Source organism: Clostridium sp. ATCC BAA-442 (assembly GCF_964239415.1).
Taxonomy (GTDB): Bacteria; Bacillota; Clostridia; order Oscillospirales; family Oscillospiraceae; genus Flavonifractor; species Flavonifractor plautii.
Genome location: NZ_CAXSQB010000001.1, coordinates 1 through 15,357 on the forward strand (window position 1 = coordinate 1; position 15,357 = coordinate 15,357).

Genomic DNA, 15,357 nt, shown 5'->3' on the forward strand with positions numbered 1-15,357 from the left:
AATGACCTCCTCCCGTCCCGTGGACGACGCCTTCGCCGCCAGCCCCGCCAGCAGCCCTACGTATTCCCCGTCCGGCAATTCCGACAGTTGCTTTAATGCCGCGGCAAAGGCACGCTCCCTCATTTCCTGCTCGGTACTGAGCCGTAAATTGCGCGCCGCTAAGATTGCAGCATGGGAGAGGCGTTCTTCCCGAAGGGCGGACTCCCTCTCGCTGCGCTCCAACAGGGCGGTGCTCTGAATATACGCCTGTTCTTGATAAGCGGAGAGACATTCCTTCGCTCTGGCCCTGGCTTGGGCCAAAATCCGATCTGCCTCAGTCTGTGCATCAGCGATAATCTGCGCTGTAATCGCTTGGATTCCGTTCATTTGCTCCCACCTTTCTCCCTCGTGCTGCTCCTTACAGGGCGTTCATCAGCAGCAATACAGAGGCCAGCAGGGACAGGATGGCGTAAAACTCCACGATACCGCATAGAATAATTCCCTTCGCCCAGTCGTCCGGCTTTTTGGCAACCACATTGATGGCGGCTGCGGCCACACGGCCCTGATAGAGCGCGGAGAGCCAGCCGCCGAGGGCCATGGGGACACAGGAAACAAAGATGGTCAGTCCGTCCGTCACGGAGAGGTCGGTAATGCCGCCGGAAAAAGCGCCCATGGTAAACAGCGCAAAGAACCATATAACCAAACCATACAGGCCCTGAGTACCGGGCAGAACTTGAAGAATCAGGCATTTGGAAAAGTGCTCAGGGGTTTCGCTTAAAACGCCGGTAGCCGCCTCGCCGACCATTCCAGTACCTCTGGCAGAGCCTACACAGCAAAGTCCTACCGCAAGAGCGGCACCCAGAAACGCCAGGCCAATACCGCCAAACTGCGCAATAAAGTCAGCCATATCAATCTTCCTCCTTGATATCTACATATTTAGTGTTGATGAGCAGCGGCCGGAAGGGCTTGCCGCCTTCTTTGTAGAACCGTCCAAAGAACTCCAGACATTGGAGCCGCAGATCGTGGACATAGCAGCCCAGCAGATTCAACATGAAGTTCAGCGCGTTTCCTACCAGGGAGATGATAACGAAGCCTGCCACCGAGCCGCTTACCTCACCCAGGGTATTAAAGACCTGCGCGATGACGCTGCCAGCCAGCATTAGCGCCATAAGGCGCGCGTAGGACAGGATATCACTGAAAAAGCCGGTGGCTCCATTGTATACCGTCCCAATTAAAGCAGTGAGCTTCCCGAAGCCTTTTGCATTCCGGGTTCCCCCGTAGAGCAGCATGAGAAGCCCAATCAAAAGGACAATGGGATATCCGCCCAAATTTCCGATGCCCACCACCGCCAGGGCCACCCCTGCCAAAATAATCCACCAAGTTCCTTCGTCCCACAGCGCATCAGTCCAGGTGCCCGCTTGTACCTTCCGCACAACACTGATGGCCATACCGGTCAGTACCTGCAGCAGCCCCAAGGCCAGAGAACCAATCAGGATAGCCAGCGTATCCGTAAGGGGAGTAAAGAGCGCGGGCAGAGCGGTAAAGGTTGTGTCCGGGCGGATCAGCTTCGCCAGACGGGGGAGAAAGTCACCCAAGAAGCTTCCGGTAAGCGCTCCCATCACAAACGTACTGATCCCGCACAGGATCAAAAGCCCGGCCATATGCTCCATCGTTCCGCTCGGCCGCAGCTTCCTGCGCATAAAAATGCCACCGGCGAGCATGAGAAGCCCGTAAGCCATATCGGCCATCATCATTCCAAAAAAGAAGATGAAAAAGGGAGCCATAAGCGGGTTGGGATCCACCCCGTCATAGGCGGGATAGACATACATGTCGGTGACCATATTGAGAGGGCGGGTGAGCCGGTTGTTTTTGAGCTTGACAGGCACCTGAGGGTATTCGTCCGGCTCCGGATCAGTGGCCTCCCAGGCGGCGGAGTACTGCGAGAGCAGATGCTCTACGTCGGAAAGCTGTTCCGCCGGAACCCAACCCTCCAGAAAAAACGTGGATGTAGAGGAGAGCAGTTTCTCTTTCGCCTCCATACGTTGGATATCCTGCGTCATGCGGTCTATGCAGATCTGAAGCGCGGTCTGGTGGCCGGCCTCCTGTGCCAGCCGAGCCCGGCATGCCTCTAGTTCCTGTGAAAGTATCCTCTGCCGATCCTCAATCTGATCGATGTTTGACCGGGCGGTCCCCTTCCAACCTCGAAAGCTTGTGGCGGTAAAGCCAAAGTTTTTTAAGGCATCCCGCGCGGCATCCCCTGCTTTTCGGTGAAAGAGTACCAGTACATATTGCAGCTCTCCGGCCCGGCCCGCCCATTGTACCTGGCAGAGCTCGGTCGTCTCGGCCAGGGCGGCCTCCACCGCCTGATGACTTGCCAGACCGGAGAGCGTCCCGAACAGCACTAATACATGTTTCGTAGAAACGGTATCCAGGGGAACGTCCAGCCCCAGCCAGGGCGTCAGGGCCTCTCTCTGCCCGATAAGCTTGTTCTGTTCAGCACAGATGCTGTCGCGCTTTTTTTCAAGCGCGGCAACGCGTTCGACCGTTTCCTCCGCCTCCAGAACTATCTGTCGGTCAAACAGTTCCCGCTCCGTAATTCGGGGCCGGGAGGGGAAGCGACCTTTTTTATTTGTAGGGGAACAGCGCTTCAGCCGCTCCAGCGTGGTGCGAAACTCGTCCATCCTGAGCTGTGCATTTGCCAGCGCCCCGTCGCTCTTTGCGGTAAAACCCTGCCAGCCTGGATCTGAACTTGGCTGTGTTGGCGCACGAAGTTCGACGCAGCCAAGATGCTGGAGTTTCCGAAGGAGTTCCTCACAGTCGGATGCCATGCCGAAGATACGCAGCCGTTTCATTTTGACAATAGACATGAGTCTCCCACAACCCTTCTGACAATAAGTGCGGCCGCGTCTGCAAGCCGTTCTTCCGCCTGCCTCCGCAGGTCGTCACAGGCGCGCCGGGCCTCCGTCATAATCGCGTCTGCACGAAGCTGCGCAGCTTGTTCCGCTTGTGTATCCTGTTCCCGCCTCTGCGCCTCCGCCTCACGGAGCGCCTGCTCCAGTGCGGCCTGCCCCTGCCGCTCCGCATCAGAGAGCAGTTTCTTTGCCTGCTCCACAGCCAGAGCTTGGTATTCTTTCGCCTTGTGTTCAGCCTCCTCGATTTGCTGAACCGCATTTTTCGTCATCATTTCCTCACCGCCTTCCTGCATCTGCATTCCGCACACCCGGCAGTTCTCGAGATATCAGTTGCAGCCTGCCGGGCAACTCCGAATGGGGCTGCCTGACAGGCTGCAAACTTTGGCACGTATCCTACCCGGGCAGCATAGTTCCGGTATCCAGATATCTCGTGTGCCAGGAGAGCGCCTGCTGGAGATTATGGGGAGTATGGCCCCCATATTTTGCGGCGTCCTTTAAGTATTCGCGCAGAAGCGGACGATATTGAGGGTGCGCACAGCGTTCCACGATCAGTTCCGCCCTTTGCCGCGGCGATTTCCAGCGCAGATCCGCCAGTCCCTGCTCCGTGACAATTACCTGCACATCGTGTTCCGTGTGGTCGATGTGGGAACACATGGGGACGATACAACTGATCGCCCCCTCTTTCGCCACCGAGGCTGTGGCAAAGATGGTCAGTCCCGCATTGCGTGCAAAGTCTCCGCTGCCGCCAATGCCGTTCATCATCTTATTTCCCATGATGTGAGTGGAGTTGACGTTGCCGTACAGATCACATTCAATGGGGGTATTCATGGAGATCAGCCCCAGGCGCCGGACCAGCTCCGGATTGTTGGCAATCTCCTGGGGGCGGATTACCAGCCGCTCCCGGAAGAAATCAATGTTTTCATAAAACAGTTCCAGCTTTTTCTGGGAGAGAGAAACCGCCGTAGTGGAGGCCCCTGCCATCTTTCCCTCCCAGATCAGCTCCAGCGCAGAGTCCTGTACGACTTCGGTATACATGCGCAGGCCGGTAAAGCCACTGCTTCCCAGACCGGCCAGTACAGCATTGGCCACGCTGCCCACGCCCGACTGGATGGGGGACAACGAGGCCGGCTGCCGGCCGGCTGCCACCTCCTCCTTCAGGAAAGAGATGATGTGCGCCCCGATAGCCGCACTGACCTCGTCCGGCTCTTTAAACACAGGACAGCCGCCCGGATCATTGGTCACAACGATGGCGGCAATCTTGCGGAAGTCACACGGAATTGCAGCGGTTCCGATGCGCTGTGTGGCATCCGTAAGCGGGATCGGCTCGTGTCCTACTCGGTAGATGTCATGCATGCCGTACAGCTCCAAGGGAAGAGCCTCATTGACCTCCAGAATAATCTGATCCGCCTGGTACAAGAAGCAGTCGGAAGCGCCCACTGCCGCAGACGGGATCACGCCATCCTCCGTGACAGCGGCACACTCCACCAAGGCAAAGTCAATATGCAGACCGCCTCGGTTAATAAACTCCGGCATATGGCTTAAATGCATATCGGAGTAGCCCACTTCGCCCGCATTGATGGCGTTGCGCATGGACTTGTTGCTCTGATAGGGATACCGCATGGACAGCAGACCCGCTCTGGTCAGCTCACCATCTAGGGCATCCCCTACTGAGGCTCCGGTCAGAATGGTCAAGTGGTCGGCCTTTTTCTGACGGGCCAGCTCGTGGGGCACCGCCTTGGGCTCGCCTACCAGGGTGAAGCCGGAGCAGCCAATCACACTTCCAGACTGGATCAGTGCCGCGGCCTCTTCCACGCTCTTGATCTTATCGCGCAGGGATGCAGCAATACGTTCCATATTTCACGCCTCCATACATTACGCCTTTCGGCTGGCCAGCGCGTCCAGGCGGCGATTGCGGAAATAGAGGCAGATGTCGATGGAAACCATGACGATGTTGAGGATGTAGAAATAGAATACATAGGTCAGGTTCTGGGTGACAATCTTGCCAATGATGGCGCTGACGTAGCCTGTCCAGATGAACACCTCAAAGAACAGGCTTTTCCCCTTGGCGGTGCGGGACTTTGCGGACTTATAGACAGACAGCGGCCAGGACAGGCCGAAGCAAATGACCATGATGAGCTCAAAAATCTCTCCCATTTGAATCACCAACGCCGGAAGCCGCCCAAAGGCGCTCCTGGCATCCTTTCTGATAGATTTGAGAGGGGGTTCTCTTCCTCAGGAGCGGCGCCGGACGGTCACTCGATGGACAGCAGCACGGCGCCGGACTTGACCTTGTCGCCGACGGAGACCAGTACGTCCTTGACAACTCCATCCTTTGGGCAGGGGATGGGCTGCTCCATTTTCATGGCCTCCATAGTGCCCAGGTTATCGCGGGCCTTTACGGTGTCGCCGGGCTTGACGTTGATGGCGACGATGGTGCCGGGGATGCGTGCTTTGATTTCCATAATAAGTTCCTCCCTTAATCAAATATCACTGTGCATCGTTTTTACACCATGCCTATGGTGGTGACGAAGATACCGGCGGCGATGGCGGAGGTGATGACGCCGGAGATATTGGCACCCATGGCCACCGGCAGGATGACGGCGAAGGGATTTTCATCCTGGGCGGCGTGCTGGGCCAGCTTGGCGGTGGTGGGCACGCAGGAAACGCCGGCGATGCCGATGGTGGGGTTAAAGTCCTCGCGCTTGGCTTTGTGCACCAAATACATGAGCCAGCCGCCCAGCAGGCCGCCCACCGCGGAGATAGCCAGGGCAAGAATCCCGATGACCAGAATAATGATCACAGTGGGATTGAGAATGGTGGAGGCCTCGCACAGCACCCCCAGGATCAGGCCCAGGAAGAAGGTGCCGAAATAGGAGAGGCCCTCCTCGAGCAGCTCCGTGTACTTGTTGATTTTGGCCTCCTTTACGGCCATGCCGATGAAGAAGGACAGCAGCAGGGGAGCGGCTACGGGCAGCAGCAGGCAGAGGACGGTACAGGTGATGATGATAAACAGGAATTTGGACTTTTGAGAGACCTCGGGAACCTCAACATACATGTCAATGCCGCGGTACTTTTTGGGCACCATCAGCTTGATGATGTAGGGATATCCGCCGTAAGTCAGGCTTAAGTACAGATATGCAATGATGGAGATGGGCACAAACAGCTCAGGAGCCATCATCAAAGAGGAAAAGAGTACCATGGGGCCATCCGCACCGCCGATCGTAGCCATAGCGGCAGACTGCTCCGGCGTCAGCCCAAAGGCCAGTACGCCCGCCGCCAGCGCGGCAAAGGTTCCCATTTCAGCGAAAATGGCGATAATCATGGAGCTCCAGGGCTTTGCCAGCAAAAAGCTGATCTCACTCCGTGCTCCGATGCCCATGAAGACCAGACAGGCAATCAGACCGTTGGAAAAGGTCAGATTATAGATTGGCTGGAGAAAATTGACCTGCATGGCATCCACAATGGCCGAAGCATCGGAGACAAGCGGGTCCAGCAGCAGATTGCCGACGGTTCCGGAAGTAAGGAACATCATGCCGCAGTTCACCGCCATCATGCCGATTCCCATCGGCACCATGATCAGCGGCTCCAGCGTCCGCTTGAACCCCAGGCAGGCCAAAACAAAGCCGAATACAATGAGGACAATACGGGCCACCGCGATTACGGGTTCCACCGCAAAGAAGGTTCCGATGCCGGGAAACAGCTGCATAAAGAACTCCATGTTACGGCTCCCCCTCTCCGTCGTCCGTCTGGCCCGGGCGGCTGGTCAGCTTGCTGATACCCACGATGATGGCCACCACCAGCAGGGAAATCACCGCCGTCAGACCGTAGGTCATGGCTGTGTATGGAATAATACCCATATCTCGTTTCAACTCCTTACAGCGGCATATTCCCCCGGGGATGGGGCTGCCGCTCCTTATTGATCAGCAGCTCCAGCGCCTCCAGCAGCCGCGCCCTGGTCTCCGAGGGGCGGATGACCAGATCCACGAAGCCGCGGGAGGCCGCCATATATGGCGTGGCAAACTGCTCGGAATAGAGCTGAATTTTTTCCCGGCGGGCCGCTTTCGGATCCTCCGCCGCCTGGATCTCTTTACGGAAGACCACGTTGGCCGCGCCGGCCGCGCCCATGACCGCAATCTCCGCGGTGGGCCAGGCGTATACAAAATCCGCGCCCAAATCCTTGGAGCACATGGCCAGATAGGAGCCGCCATAGGCCTTGCGCAGCACCACGGTCAGCTTGGGCACCTCCGCCACCGAGTAGACATAGAGCAGCTTGGCTCCGTGGCGGATGATGCCGGCGTGCTCTTGGTCGGCGCCGGGCAGGAAGCCCGGTACATCCACCAGGTTGATCAGCGGAATTCCGAAGGCATCGCAGAGCTGGATGAAGCGGGCGGCCTTGTCTGAAGCGTTGATGTCCAGGCTTCCGCCCATAGAAAAGGGCTGATTGGCAATTACGCCCACGCTGTGCCCGCCCAGGCGGCCGAAGCAGGTGATAATGTTGTCGGCATAATAGGGCTGCAACTCCATTACGCTGTCTTCATCTAAAAGGATGCGGACAACATCGTGCATGTCATAGGGCAGGGAGGAGTCGTCTGGAATCACCGTGTCCAGCAGAGGCTGTAATTCCTCATGCTCGGTAAAATTCATTAGGGGAGGCCGATCCCCTGCCTTGGAGGGGAGATAGCTGAGCAGGCATCGGACCGCTCCCAGGGCCTCCTCTTCGCTGCGCGCGGAAAGGTGTGCCACTCCAGACATAGTGGTATGGGTATCCGCTCCGCCCAGATCCTCCGCAGAGATCTCCTCGCCCGTGGTGGCCGCTACCACCGCGGGACCAGTGATAAACATCTGACTCTCCTTTTCCACCATGACAATCAGGTCCGTCAGGGCGGGGGAGTAGACCGCGCCGCCCGCGCAGGGACCCATGATGACGGAGATCTGCGGGATACGTCCGGAAGAGCAGGCGTTGCGGTAGAAAATCTGCCCATAGCCGGATAGGGCGTCCACCGCCTCCTGAATGCGGGCGCCGCCGGAGTCGCACAGGCCCACCACGGGGCAGCCCGCCTCCAGAGCCATGTCCATGATTTTGCAGATCTTGGCCGCGTGCATCTCGCCCAGAGACCCGCCCTGGGCGGTAAAGTCCTGAGCGTATACAAAAACCGTGCGCCCGTCGATCTTGCCGTAACCGGTAACCACGCCGTCGGCCGGGATGTCCTTATCCCCCATACCGAAGGCGGTACAGCGGTGGCGCACAAAGCGATCCACCTCTGTAAAAGTGCCGGTATCCATCAGCAATTCAATCCGTTCACGGGCCGTCCGCTTCCCCAGCGCGTGCTGCTTCTCCACCGCTTTAGGGCCGCCGCACCGCAGCACACGGGCCGAATGCGCGTCAAGCTGAGCCAGCTTTTCCGCCGTAGTCACTGTCCTCACTTCCTTTCACACAATTCCAGCAGGACACCGTGGGTGGCCTTGGGGTGGAGGAAGGCGATCCGGGCCCCGCCGGCGCCGTACCGCGGCGTCTGGTCAATGAGCCGGACGCCCTTTTCCTTCAGCTCCGCCAGGGCGGCGTCAATGTCGTCCACCCGGATGGCGATGTGCTGAATGCCCTCGCCGTTCTTCTCAATGAAGCGGGCGATGGGGCCCTCCGGGGAGGTACTCTCCAGCAGCTCCAGCTCACTGTCGCCGCAGGGCAGGAACGCAACAGTCACCTGCTGCTCCTGGACAACTTCCGTGCCCTTGCTGTGCAGGCCCAGCGTCTCCTCATACCACTTCACCGAAGCCGCCAGATCCTTGACCGCGATACCGACATGATCAACTCTTGTGCAATTCATAACCGGGACCTCCTCCACTGATTTGTGTTACAAATTTTTCCGCCCAACGATAGGGACTCTCTGTCCTGGACTGGAACCGCTCCAGGCTCTGAGCGAACATGGGGCTGTCCAGCAGGGGACGCAGCAGGCGCTGCTCGATGCCCTCCCGCACCAGGGTCAGAAGCTCGCTGCGCAGGCGCAAGGCGCGGCGGCGGGCCAGCTCTCCGTTCCCGTCCAGGAGGAGGTACTGGCGCTCCAGCTCCTCGCAGAGCTCCGTCACACCCGTGCCCTGAGAGGCCGAGACCAGGAGCACTGGCAGCGGGCGCTTCTCATCCTCTCCCAGCTCCAGCATGGCCCGCAGCTCATTGGCCGTTCGATCCGCGCCGGGCCGATCCGCCTTGTTGACCGCGAACAGGTCGCCGATCTCCAGAATACCGGCCTTAATGGCCTGCACATCGTCCCCCAATCCGGGGACATTCAGCACCAGCACCAGGTCGGCGATCTCCATGACCGCCACCTCGGACTGCCCTACGCCTACGGTTTCCAGCAAAATCAGGTCATAGCCGCAGGCGTCCAGTGCGTGGACCGCTCCCGCCGTGGCGGGCGACAGGCCGCCCAGCTGTCCCCGTGTGCCCATGGAGCGGATGAACACCCCAGTATCCAGGGTCAAATCCCCCATCCGCACCCGGTCGCCCAGGATGGCGCCGCCGGTAAAGGGACTCGTGGGATCCACCGCGATGATGCCAACGCGCAGGCCCCTGGCCCGCCAGCACTTGGTCAAGGCGTTGGTCAGCGTGCTCTTGCCCGCCCCCGGGGGACCGGTGATGCCAAAGATGCGGGCCCGCCCGGTGTGGGGCCAGAGTTGGGTGAGGACGGAGCGCGCCATTTTCCCACCCTGTTCGATGTGGCTGATCAGGCGGGCCACCGCGCGTTTATCACCCGTCCGGCCCCGCTCCAGCAGTGCTGCGAAGTCATCCGTCATCCCTGGTACCACAGTGATCCTGCAGGAACTTCACCGTCTCCGCAGTGGGTGTGCCAGGCGTAAAGACCTCGGACACACCGGCCTTTTTCAGCTCTGGAATATCATCTTCCGGGATGACGCCGCCGCCGAACACCAAAATACCGTCAGCCTCCTGCTCTTTCAGCAGCTCGATCACCCGTGGGAACAGATAGTTGTGGGCCCCGGAGAGCAGGGAGAGTCCTACCGCGTCCACGTCCTCGGACACAGCCGCCTCCACAATCTGCTCCGGTGTCTGGCGCAGGCCGGTGTAAATCACCTCAAAGCCGGCGTCACGCAGCGCCCGGGCCACTACCTTGGCTCCGCGGTCATGGCCGTCCAGGCCGGGCTTGGCAATCAGAACCCGGATCTTCTTTTCACTCATCTCAAAGCACCTCCATCGGACGGTATTCGCCGAACACCTTGCGCAGCTCGCCGCAGATTTCTCCTTCGGTGCAGTACACCCTGGCGCAGTCCAGAATATAGGGCATCAGGTTGTCGCTGCCCTCCGCCGCCGTGCGCAGGGCGTCCAGCCGCTGGCGCACCAGTACGTTGTCCCGGGCCGCCTTCATCTCCTGCAGCTTCTTGATCTGGTTGGCCGCCACCGAGGCGTCAATGTGCAGCAGCCCCTTGGCCGGCGGCTCCTCGATGGTGAACTTGTTGACGCCCACCACGATCTGCTCGCCGCTCTCCACCTGGCGCTGATACTGGTAAGAGCTCTCCGCGATCTCTCGCTGGATGTAGCCCTGCTCAATGGCCTTGACCGCTCCGCCCATGGCGTCGATCTTTTCGATGTACGCCTCGGCTGCGGCCTGGAGCTCGTCGGTCATGCGCTCCACATAGTAGCTGCCGCCCAGGGGATCAATGCTGTCAGCCACACCGCTTTCATAGGCAACAATCTGCTGGGTGCGCAGGGCGATCCGCACGGAGTCCTCCGTCGGGAGGGCCAGCGCCTCATCGCGGCTGTTGGTGTGCAGGGACTGGGTGCCCCCCAGCACAGCCGCCAATGTCTGGATGGCCACGCGCACAATGTTGTTGTCCGGCTGCTGTGCCGTAAGCGTGGAGCCGCCGGTCTGTGTGTGGAAGCGCAGCATCATGGAGCGGTCCTTTTTGGCATGGAAGCGCTCCTTCATGATTTTGGCCCACAGCCGGCGGGCCGCCCGGTATTTCGCGACCTCTTCCAGCAGATTGTTGTGTGCATTGAAGAAGAAGGAGAGCCGGCCGGCAAATTCGTCGATGTCCATCCCGGCCTCCAGCGCGGCCTCCACATAGGCGATGCCGTCGGCCAGGGTAAAGGCGATCTCCTGCGCCGCTGTGGAGCCGGCCTCCCGGATGTGGTAGCCGGAGATGGAAATGGTGTTCCACTTCGGCACGTTCTGGGAGCAGAATTCAAAGGTGTTCGTGATCAGACGCATGGAGGGCGCCGGTGGGAAAATGTATGTACCTCTGGCTGCGTACTCCTTGAGGATATCATTCTGGATAGTACCCTTGAGGGCGGAGGCCGGCACTCCCTGCTTCTCGGCGGCTGCAATATAGAAGGCCAGCAGAACTGCCGCGGGGGCGTTGATGGTCATGGAGGAGCTTACCTTGTCCAGGGGAATCCCCTGGAACAGCACCTCCATATCCGCCAGGGAGTCGATGGCCACTCCTACCTTACCTACCTCGCCATGGGCCATGGGGTCGTCCGAGTCATAGCCGATTTGCGTCGGGAGATCAAAGGCGATGGACAGGCCCGTCTGCCCCTGCTCCAACAGATAGCGGTACCGCTTGTTGGACTCCTCCGCTGTGGCAAAGCCGGCATACTGCCGCATCGTCCAGAAGCGCCCGCGGTACATGGTGGGCTGGATTCCGCGGGTAAAAGGATACTGCCCGGGGTAGCCAAGCCGCTCCTCATAGCCGCCTGCCGCATCCTCCGGCGTGTAAAGCCGTTCTACCGGGATGCCGCTGGTGGTTTCAAAGACGGTTCGTCTCTCCGGGCCCTTCGTCAGTGCTTTTGCGACGGTTTCTGCTTCCCACTGTTCTTTTCCACTCATTGCATACAACTCCTTCTGCTCTTCATTTTGCCCCTGTATTCCCACAAGCAAATTCCTTCAAACCCGGCTGTCCGTTTGTATACGGAGCAGATATGCCCTTTTACATAAATAAAAAGGTGGGGCATAAAGCTGACTTTATGCCCCACCTGGTGCTAAAATAAAGAAGCTTTCCAAGCTCCCAGATAATTCCGCAATCTTGGGCGGAAAAGAAAGATGTATTTCCCTGCTGTAATGCCTGACAACCCGGCTGTTTCTTTTGTTTTACCGGAGCTTCAAGATTGTGACCAGGCAGCCTTAACTATGAATAGTTAAGGTGGCTTTGCGTTCATTCTTCCCCCTATTTTGACCGGTGCAAAATCTCAACCTTTATAACCAAAATTTTTGCTTCATTACTTTTTTTGTTTGTAGAATATGCAGCATAGCTTTAACGGTCACGATTTCTCGCATTTAACTGCGTACCCAGCGCAAAAAGGTCTTGTGACAAATTCCCAACTGCCTGGCGGCCTCCCGCGCGGATAGAGTTCCTGACTGCCAGGACTGCTTTATTTGTTCAAATTTTTCCGGCCGCGTCTTGGGGGGTACGCCAAACCGTACCCCCCTCTCCTTCGCTGCCGCTATCCCCTCGGCCTGTCGTTGCTTAATAAATTCACGTTCCGTCTGAGCTACATAAGAGAGCAGTTGAAGCACAATGTCTGCAATCAGTGTACCGGTTAGATCTCGTGTGCTGCGGGTATCCAGCAGCGGCATGTCCAGTACGACAATAAAGACCTGCTTTTCCTTGGTCAGGAGACGCCACTGGTACAGAATTTCGTTGTAGTTTCGTCCCAGACGGTCAATGCTCTTTACCACAAATACATCGCCAGCCTGAAGCCGGAGCAGCAGCCTTTGATAGTTGGGGCGGTCGAAGTCCTTTCCGGACTGTCTGTCGCAGTAGATATCCCTGTCCCTGATGCCAAAGGCCCGCAGCGCAATAAGCTGGCGTTCTTCATTTTGATGTTTGGAGGATACGCGCGCGTAACCATATATTTTTCCTGATTGCATAGAGGACCTCCATCTTAAGTGATACTTTTTATTATAGGAGGCGCAGGCTTTGCAAAACAGTGGAAATACTTTCAACTAAATTTCGAACGGCCCTACCCAGTCTGAACAAATAATCGTCATTCTTCAGACTGGGGTGTTTTGCTATGCACAAGCATAACAAAATTGGCCATGCGCCTCTTACAGCGGCACGGCCATGGGATGACAGCGCGTGGGCCGGCGCCGTTTTTGCGCCGGCCCACGGACTGTTTATGACATGCAAACCATTGTTATTCTGGAGTTATGGGCTTCATCTAAACCAGATACAGAGGCTTTGGTCGGATGAAATAGAGGTGAAAAAGACGATTCTGTTTGCGGAACCCTGGCATCTGCTGAGTGTACTTAGATGAGGAGGGGGGGATTACCGGCAGGCAGGGCGGCAGATCCCCGCGGTACGGTTGCGGACTATCTCAGCAAGGGTTGGAGTGAGATAGAATCAGGGACCGAAAAATAAGAAACTAGGCAGTCAAAGCTGCCCCGGAGTTTCTTTCTTCAAATTACTCCACATGAAGTGGCATACTTCCCAATCGTCGTTACAGCCGAGGAGCAGCTTGCCTGGCGACTCTGTTGGACTGCGAAATCATAGAACATGTTCCGAAGCAAAAAAGACAGCGGTGCCCCTCTTGAATATCGTGTAACATCTCGCTCAGCAGCACAAGGGGTTCCGTGCCATGCAGAGCAGGAGGAGTGTGAAGCGCACATCCCACAGATGGAAACGGAACTGGAGGATCAGGAGGAAAACATTCAGGGAGTGGATCAGCTCTTGCAGGTCTTGGATCGTTACCTGAATATTCAAGAGTTGACGCCGGAAATTCTCCATGAGTTCGTGGAGCGCATCCTGGTGCATGAGCGTTCCGAAGGGCGGAAGAAAAAAGGATTGGGTCGATTTCTATTTTAACTGCATCGGCAACCTGGAGTAAAAATGCAGAGGGAGCACCTCAAGATACTCCCTCTGCTGAAAGATAAGAAAACATCTTTTCTTAAAGCCTGGGTTTTGCGGCGGGCGGATTATGCTATCGGCGGTAGGTGCGGGTGATGTGGGCCAGGCGGCCGGACACACTGGGGTTGAGGGCCTCCTGCCGTACCCGCCAGCTCCAGTTCCGGGGGCCGGCTGTGCCCGGGGTGTTGACCCGGGCGTCGCCACCCAGGCCCAGCAGATCCTGCATGGGGGCGATGGCCAGACGACAGGGGGACATCCACGCCCCGCACACCGCGCCCCAGCCGAAGCCCTCGTCCTCCCGCAGGCGCAGGTAGTCGAAGGCATAGTCCCGCTCGGCGGGGGCGGCCTGCTCAAAGAGCCACTGGACAAAGGTGGGGGTGTCGTGGGTGCCGGTGTAGATCACCGCGTCCCGGGGGCAGTTGTGGGGGAGGTAGGCGCTCTCGCCCGCAGGATCAAAGGCGTAGACCAGCACCTTCATGCCGGGCAGGCCGCTGTCTGCGATGAAGCGGAGGGCGTCGGCGTCCAGATCCCCCAGATCCTCGGCGATCAGGGCCAGGCCGGGGACGGAGCGCAGGGCCTTCACCAGCTCCATGCCGGGGCCGGGCTCCCAGTGGCCGCCCCGGGCGTCGGCCGCCCCGTCGGGGATGCACCAGTAGGTGTGGAAGGCCCGGAAGTGGTCGATGCGTACCACGTCGTACAGCCGGGCCAGGTGGGTGGCCCGGTGCCGCCACCAAGCGAAGCCGGTCTGCCGGTGATAGTCCCAGTCGTACAGGGGATTGCCCCAGTGCTGCCCCTTGTCGGAGAAGGCGTCGGGTGGAACTCCCGCCACACCGGAAGGAGTCATGTCCTCCTTGAGCTGAAATAGCTCTGGGCGGCTCCACACCTCCGCGCTGTCAGGGGAGACGTAGATGGGCAGATCGCCGATGATGGAGATCCCCTTGCCATTGGCGTAGGCTTTTACGGCGGTCCACTGGCGGAAGAACAGGAGCTGGAGGAAGGCGTGGAAGGCGCACTCGTCCGCCAGCTCGGCCCGATAACGGGCCAGGGCCGACGGATGGCGCAGGCGGATCTCGTCGGGCCAGTCCTTCAGCTCCTTGCCGCCAAAGCGCTCACGCAGGGCGAGGAACAGGGCGTAGTCAGGCAGCCAGTCTGCCTCCTCCACCATAAATTCCGCCAGTGGCTGGGCGTAGCACACCCTGCCGCGTTCCCATGCCCGCCGCAGCAGGGGGATGCGGGTCTGGTGCAGCCAGGCATAGTCCACCCGGTCGGGGTCGGCCCGCCGGGCGGCGTCCAGTTCCTTCTGAGTGAGCAGGCCCTCCCGGGTCAGCTCCTCCAGATCCAGGAAAAAGGGGTTGCCCGCGAAAGAGGATGGAGACATGTAGGGGGAATCACCGCCGCCGGGAGGAACCAGGGGGAGAATCTGCCAGAACTTCTGCCCGGCCTGGGCCAGAAAGTCGATGAAGCTCCGGGCGGGAACGCCAAGGGTGCCGATGCCATAGGGCCCCGGCAGGGAAAAGACGGGAAGCAGGATACCGCTTGCGCGCGCTTGCATACCAAAACCTCCAATGTGGAACGGACTGTAGTATGCTCCATTATAATCCACCAGCGCGGCCGC

General features: G+C 58.8%; 16 protein-coding genes and 1 pseudogene. 1 reads left to right on the top strand and 16 read right to left on the bottom strand.

Annotated elements, in window-relative coordinates:
- The 15 genes and pseudogenes from ACESY8_RS00005 to ACESY8_RS00075 all read right to left on the bottom strand — a co-directional run.
- Positions 1-366, bottom strand: a pseudogene (locus tag ACESY8_RS00005) (V-type ATP synthase subunit E); the annotation flags it as partial.
- Positions 367-397: 31 nt separating this feature from the next.
- Complete coding sequence (locus ACESY8_RS00010) at positions 398-886, bottom strand: V-type ATP synthase subunit K (RefSeq protein ID WP_007490324.1); 489 nt, start codon at positions 884-886, stop codon at positions 398-400.
- A 1-nt stretch (position 887) separates the two neighbouring features.
- Entirely contained in the window at positions 888-2,846 is a 1,959-nt protein-coding gene (locus ACESY8_RS00015; RefSeq protein WP_054338777.1) for a V-type ATP synthase subunit I, read from the bottom strand.
- Positions 2,828-3,190, bottom strand: a complete 363-nt coding sequence (locus ACESY8_RS00020; protein ID WP_007490328.1) for a hypothetical protein — start codon at positions 3,188-3,190, stop codon at positions 2,828-2,830. The genes ACESY8_RS00015 and ACESY8_RS00020 overlap by 19 nt, the downstream gene beginning before the upstream one ends.
- 94 nt (positions 3,191-3,284) lie before the next feature.
- Positions 3,285-4,745 carry a succinyl-CoA:acetate CoA-transferase ScpC gene (gene scpC, locus ACESY8_RS00025; RefSeq protein ID WP_009261546.1) on the bottom strand — a complete coding sequence of 487 codons (1,461 nt, stop codon included), beginning with the start codon at positions 4,743-4,745 and terminating at the stop codon, positions 3,285-3,287.
- Between the two features lie 18 nt (positions 4,746-4,763).
- A complete protein-coding gene (locus tag ACESY8_RS00030) occupies positions 4,764-5,045 on the bottom strand; it encodes a hypothetical protein (RefSeq protein ID WP_007490331.1) in 282 nt (93 codons plus the stop codon).
- Positions 5,046-5,143: 98 nt separating this feature from the next.
- Complete coding sequence (locus ACESY8_RS00035) at positions 5,144-5,353, bottom strand: acyl-CoA carboxylase biotin carboxyl carrier protein subunit (protein ID WP_007490334.1); 210 nt, start codon at positions 5,351-5,353, stop codon at positions 5,144-5,146.
- Between the two features lie 41 nt (positions 5,354-5,394).
- Entirely contained in the window at positions 5,395-6,609 is a 1,215-nt protein-coding gene (gene madB, locus ACESY8_RS00040) for a Na+-transporting malonate decarboxylase, carboxybiotin decarboxylase subunit (RefSeq protein WP_007490336.1), read from the bottom strand.
- Between the two features lies 1 nt (position 6,610).
- On the bottom strand, positions 6,611-6,748 hold the full coding sequence (locus ACESY8_RS00045) for a hypothetical protein (protein ID WP_007490339.1): 138 nt from the start codon (positions 6,746-6,748) through the stop codon (positions 6,611-6,613).
- Positions 6,749-6,764: 16 nt separating this feature from the next.
- The gene (locus ACESY8_RS00050) at positions 6,765-8,306 is read right to left on the bottom strand and encodes a carboxyl transferase domain-containing protein (protein WP_054338778.1); all 1,542 of its coding nucleotides are present in this window, start codon (positions 8,304-8,306) and stop codon (positions 6,765-6,767) included.
- A gap of 5 nt (positions 8,307-8,311) precedes the next feature.
- Positions 8,312-8,716 carry a methylmalonyl-CoA epimerase gene (mce, locus tag ACESY8_RS00055; protein WP_007490343.1) on the bottom strand — a complete coding sequence of 135 codons (405 nt, stop codon included), beginning with the start codon at positions 8,714-8,716 and terminating at the stop codon, positions 8,312-8,314.
- The gene (gene meaB / locus ACESY8_RS00060) at positions 8,697-9,677 is read right to left on the bottom strand and encodes a methylmalonyl Co-A mutase-associated GTPase MeaB (protein WP_054338779.1); all 981 of its coding nucleotides are present in this window, start codon (positions 9,675-9,677) and stop codon (positions 8,697-8,699) included. The genes mce and meaB overlap by 20 nt, the downstream gene beginning before the upstream one ends.
- Positions 9,667-10,077, bottom strand: a complete 411-nt coding sequence (locus ACESY8_RS00065; RefSeq protein WP_054338780.1) for a cobalamin B12-binding domain-containing protein — start codon at positions 10,075-10,077, stop codon at positions 9,667-9,669. The genes meaB and ACESY8_RS00065 overlap by 11 nt, the downstream gene beginning before the upstream one ends.
- 1 nt (position 10,078) lies before the next feature.
- Positions 10,079-11,725: an acyl-CoA mutase large subunit family protein gene (locus tag ACESY8_RS00070; RefSeq protein ID WP_039996892.1), complete on the bottom strand. Its 1,647-nt coding sequence runs from the start codon at positions 11,723-11,725 to the stop codon at positions 10,079-10,081.
- A gap of 447 nt (positions 11,726-12,172) precedes the next feature.
- On the bottom strand, positions 12,173-12,766 hold the full coding sequence (locus ACESY8_RS00075; RefSeq protein ID WP_007490352.1) for a recombinase family protein: 594 nt from the start codon (positions 12,764-12,766) through the stop codon (positions 12,173-12,175).
- A gap of 625 nt (positions 12,767-13,391) precedes the next feature.
- On the opposite strand from ACESY8_RS00075, the gene ACESY8_RS00080 reads away from it, so the two are divergent.
- The gene (locus ACESY8_RS00080; RefSeq protein WP_080568012.1) at positions 13,392-13,700 is read left to right on the top strand and encodes a DUF4368 domain-containing protein; all 309 of its coding nucleotides are present in this window, start codon (positions 13,392-13,394) and stop codon (positions 13,698-13,700) included.
- A 115-nt stretch (positions 13,701-13,815) separates the two neighbouring features.
- Here the strand turns inward: ACESY8_RS00080 and malQ are convergent, their stop codons facing one another.
- Entirely contained in the window at positions 13,816-15,294 is a 1,479-nt protein-coding gene (gene malQ / locus ACESY8_RS00085) for a 4-alpha-glucanotransferase (protein WP_007490358.1), read from the bottom strand.
- Positions 15,295-15,357: the final 63 nt, after the last annotated feature.